This window comes from Streptomyces beijiangensis (genome assembly GCF_017315755.1).
GTDB classification, from domain to species: Bacteria; Actinomycetota; Actinomycetes; order Streptomycetales; family Streptomycetaceae; genus Streptomyces; species Streptomyces beijiangensis.
Window position 1 is genome coordinate 1 of the sequence record NZ_JAFLRJ010000533.1, and the last position, 3,214, is coordinate 3,214.

A 3,214-nucleotide genomic window follows, 5' to 3' on the forward strand; every position below is an offset into this window, starting at 1 on the left:
GAGCCGCAGCGGGAGGAAGCGCAGGAGGAGACGGGGAGCGGCGAGCCCCCGTCGCTCATCGCCCCGCCGGGCGGCTGCCGCTTCCACCCCCGCTGCCCCAAGGCCATGGAGCGCTGCTCCACCGAACTGCCGCCGCGCTTCGACCTGGCCGACGGCCAGTGGGCGGCGTGCTGGCTGTACGAGAACGCGAAAGACAACGGCAACGAGAAGGAGGCCGTGTCCCGGTGAAGTACCTCCTCCAGCGCATCGCCTTCTACTCCGTCACCGCCTGGGCCGCGATCACCATCAACTTCCTCATCCCGCGGATGATGCCCGGCGACCCCGTCCAGGCCCTGATCTCCCGTTTCCAGGGCCAGTTGGACACCAACGCCATCAACTCCCTCAAGGCCCTCTTCGGCCTCGACAAGCACCAGTCGCTCTGGCAGCAGTACACCGATTACTGGTCCCATCTCCTCGACGGCGACCTCGGCCTCTCCTTCACCAACTTCCCCACCCCGGTGAGCGAGATCATCGCCCAGTCGCTGCCCTGGACCCTGGCACTCGTCGGCATCACCACGCTGATCAGCTTCCTGCTCGGCACGGGCATCGGTGTCTTCACCGGCTGGCGGCGCGGCTCCTGGATGGACAGCCTGCTGCCCGTCACCACCTTCATCTCCGCCATCCCCTACTTCTGGCTCGGGCTCATCGCCATCGCGCTCTTCGCCGTGAAGTGGCCGCTCTTCCCCGAGTCGGGCGGCTTCGACGACTCGCTCGTCCCCGCCTTCGACTGGCCGTTCATCTCCAGCGCGCTCTACCACGGGGCGCTGCCAGGACTGACGATCGTGCTCAGCGCGATGGCCGGCTGGATCCTCGGCATGCGCAACATGATGGTGACGGTCTCCTCCGAGGACTACGTCATGGTCGCGCAGGCCAAGGGGCTCTCCGAGCGCCGGGTGATGTTCAGTTACGCGGCCCGCAACGCGGTCCTCCCCAACATCTCCGGCTTCGCGCTCTCGCTCGGCTTCATCGTCGGCGGAACGCTGCTGGTCGAGATGGTCTTCTCGTACCCCGGCATCGGCTACAAGCTCTTCCAGGCCGTCGGCGGCAAGGACTACCCGCTCATGCAGGGCGTCTTCCTGATCATCACGCTCTCGGTACTGGCGGCGAACCTCCTCGCCGACATCGTCTACATGCTCCTCGACCCCCGTACCCGAAGGGAGGCCTGAGGACATGGCCGTCACCGCTGCCGAGGTCGCCGTGCTGGACGCGGTCGAGACCCCGGCTCCCAGCAAGCGCAAATTCCGGTTCCTGCGCGGCCGCAAGACCGTCGTCGGCTTCGCGATCCTCGGCTTCTTCGTGCTGATGGCGGTCGCGGGGCCGTGGCTGGCACCGTACGACCCGGACCAGATGAGCAAGGCCCTGCTCCAGCCGCCGTCCACCGATCACTGGTTCGGTACGACACAGACCGGTCAGGACGTCCTGTCGCAGATCCTCGTCGGCACGCGAGGTGTGCTGGTCGTCGGCTTCGTCGCCGGGGCCTTCGCCACCGTGATGTCGGTGCTCGTGGGGGTGAGTGCGGGCTTCCTCGGGGGAGTCGCGGACGAAATCCTCTCCGCGGTCTCCAACATCTTCCTGGTCATCCCCGGACTGCCGCTGATCATCATCGTCGCGAGTTTCGTCGAGGACACGAGCAATCTGCTGATCGCTTCGGTGATCGCCGTGACGTCATGGGCGTGGGGAGCGCGTGTGCTGCGCGCCCAGACGCTGTCGCTGCGGCGAAGGGACTACGTGGAGGCGGCGCGCGCCACGGGGGAGTCGACCTGGCGGATCATCCTCTTCGAGATCCTGCCGAACCTGACGGCCGTCATCGCGTCAGGATTCGTCGGCACGGTGATCTTCGCGATCCTCTCCGAGATCACGCTCGCCTTCATCGGCGTCGCCGACATCTCGAACTGGAACTGGGGGACGGTCCTCTTCTGGGCCCAGTCCAACCAGGCGCTGGCGCAGGGGGCCTGGTGGTGGTTCGTGCCGGCGGGCCTGTGCATCGCCCTCCTCGGGATGTCGCTCGCCCTCATCAACTTCGGCATCGACGAATTCGTCAATCCGCGGCTGCGCACGGAGACGGGCGCCTCGAAGAAGGTCCGTATGCGCGTCGGCTTCACGCCGGTCAACCGCACGAAGGAGCCCAGGTCATGAGCGCCGAACCCATCCTCTCCATCCGCGGCCTCAACGTCGACTACGGCACCGGGGCCGACGCCGTGCACGCCCTGCGCGACATCGACCTCACGCTCCACCGGGGCGAAGTCCTGGGCCTGGCAGGCGAATCGGGCTCGGGGAAGTCCACGCTCGCGTACGCGGTGACACGGCTGCTCTCGCCGCCCGGGGTCATCACGGGAGGCGAGGTCCACTACCACCGCGCCACCGAACCCGACCCGGTGGACATCCTGACCCTCTCCGCGCGGGAGCTGCGGGCGTTCCGCTGGCAGGAGCTGTCCATCGTCTTCCAGGGTGCGATGAACTCCCTGAACCCGGTGCACACCGTGCACAGCCAGCTGACGGATGTCCTGAAGGCACACCGCCCCGAGACGAAGCGCGCCGAGCGCACGGCGCGGGCGACCGAGCTGCTGTCCATGGTCGGCATCTCGGCCGACCGGCTGACCTCGTACCCGCACCAGCTCTCCGGCGGGATGCGGCAGCGCGTGATGATCGCGATGGCACTCGCGCTGGAGCCGGAGATCGTCATCATGGACGAGCCGACGACGGCGCTGGACGTGGTCATGCAGCGCCAGATCCTGCGCCAACTGGTACGGCTGAAGGCGGAGTTGTCCTTCTCGGTCATTTTCATCACGCACGACATCTCGCTGCTGATCGAGTTCTCGGACCGGATCGCGATCATGTACGGGGGCCGGATCGTGGAGGAGGCGGCGTCGGCGGAGATCTACCGCGACGCGCACCATCCGTACAGCGACGGCTTGCTGCACTCCTTCCCCGCGCTGCATGGCCCGCGGCGCGAGCTGTCGGGGATTCCGGGGTCGCCGCCGCACTTGGCGGCGATGCCGGCGGGGTGTGCGTTTCATCCTCGGTGCGGGAAGGCGTTCGAGCCGTGCGGGAGTGTTGTTCCGGTCTTGTCGGCGCCGCCGGGGGATGGGTCGCGCACGGTCGCGTGCTGGCTGCATCAGCCGGTGCCGGTGGCGGTGGCGGTGCCGGTGGCGGCATGCGCCCCGCCCTACGGGCC

At 67.9% G+C, this 3,214-nt stretch carries 4 protein-coding genes; all 4 read left to right on the forward strand.

Annotation, left to right across the window (positions count from 1 at the left end; all coding sequences use genetic code 11):
* The coding region (locus tag J0695_RS36380; RefSeq protein WP_372445883.1) for an oligopeptide/dipeptide ABC transporter ATP-binding protein at nucleotides 1-228 on the forward strand (228 nt) is incomplete at its 5' end.
* Nucleotides 225-1,205 (forward strand): ABC transporter permease, encoded by a 981-nt coding sequence (locus J0695_RS36385; protein ID WP_206969044.1) that lies wholly within the window; start codon nucleotides 225-227, stop codon nucleotides 1,203-1,205. The genes J0695_RS36380 and J0695_RS36385, both read left to right, overlap by 4 nt.
* A gap of 4 nt (nucleotides 1,206-1,209) precedes the next feature.
* Nucleotides 1,210-2,175: an ABC transporter permease gene (locus tag J0695_RS36390; protein WP_206969045.1), complete on the forward strand. Its 966-nt coding sequence runs from the start codon at nucleotides 1,210-1,212 to the stop codon at nucleotides 2,173-2,175.
* Nucleotides 2,172-3,214: ABC transporter ATP-binding protein (locus J0695_RS36395; RefSeq protein WP_206969046.1), on the forward strand; the 1,043-nt coding region annotated here is incomplete at its 3' end. The genes J0695_RS36390 and J0695_RS36395, both read left to right, overlap by 4 nt.